Genomic DNA, 1,022 nt, shown 5'->3' with positions numbered 1-1,022 from the left:
GAAAGCAAATTATGATGTACAAGTTTTAAATGTCATGAAAAATCATAATATTGGAGTTGATTGTGCTAGTTATGAAGAGTTTAAAATTGCTCAGAAACTAGGTTTTGAGTTGATTTCTTGTACTGGACCAGGATATACAAGCAATGAAATAAAAGATATTTTAGATAATAATGCTTTGTTTGATTTTGATAGTTTGAAACAGTTAGAAGATTATCTAAAAAATAATTCAGAAGGAGTGGAAGAACTTGGCATACGTTTATCATATAATAAGGGACATTTGGGCATAAAAATAGATGATATTCTTGAAAGACAACATTTATTTATCAATATCAAGAGATTACATATACATTACGGTCATAAGACTTTAGAAAATTTGAAAGAAGTATTATCTTATTTGGAAAATATTGTTTTGTATAACAAACATATTTTCCGAAATGTTACATCAATTAATTTAGGGGGATCTTTTGAAGGATTGTATAGGGATAAAAATATTCACAATGTGCAAATGATGTTTTCTAAATTTGAATATTCTATGGCAGCAACACTAGGTCATGAAATTAAGATTTTTATAGAACCTGGAGATATGTTTGCTAGACCAATTGGATTTTATAAATCAGAAATTGTCACAAGTAATCAAAATAAAGTAATTTTGAAATCAAGTGTACTGAATTTTTGTCCATGGTATCCTAAAAGATTACATATTAGATTGGATATGAATCAGAGTCTTGTTCCTGTAGAATATTTGGTGTGCGGTAATTCATGTTTTGAAGGAGATATATTTGGAAAAATTATATCATATAGAAATATCAGCGATGATGATTCTATTATTATTTATCCAACAGGATCTTATAATTTTTATATGACTCGGTATATTCATAATCGTACACCGAATAACAAAATAATTTATTTCAAAAGGGGTAGTTTTTTTGAGTCAGATAGTTATTGAATATGAAAAAGAATTTTTAAGATTGAAAGATATCTGTACACACTTTAACTTACTAGAGACTATCTTGGAAATTGAT

At 27.1% G+C, this 1,022-nt stretch carries 1 protein-coding gene; it reads left to right on the top strand.

Annotated features, from left to right (window positions below):
• The coding region (locus HMPREF9965_RS09340) for a hypothetical protein (RefSeq protein WP_000574259.1) at positions 1-946 on the top strand (946 nt) is incomplete at its 5' end.
• Positions 947-1,022 lie beyond the last annotated feature (76 nt).

Source organism: Streptococcus mitis bv. 2 str. SK95 (genome assembly GCF_000222705.1).
GTDB lineage: Bacteria > Bacillota > Bacilli > Lactobacillales > Streptococcaceae > Streptococcus > Streptococcus mitis_AY.
This window is presented reverse-complemented; position numbering and strand designations above follow the sequence as displayed.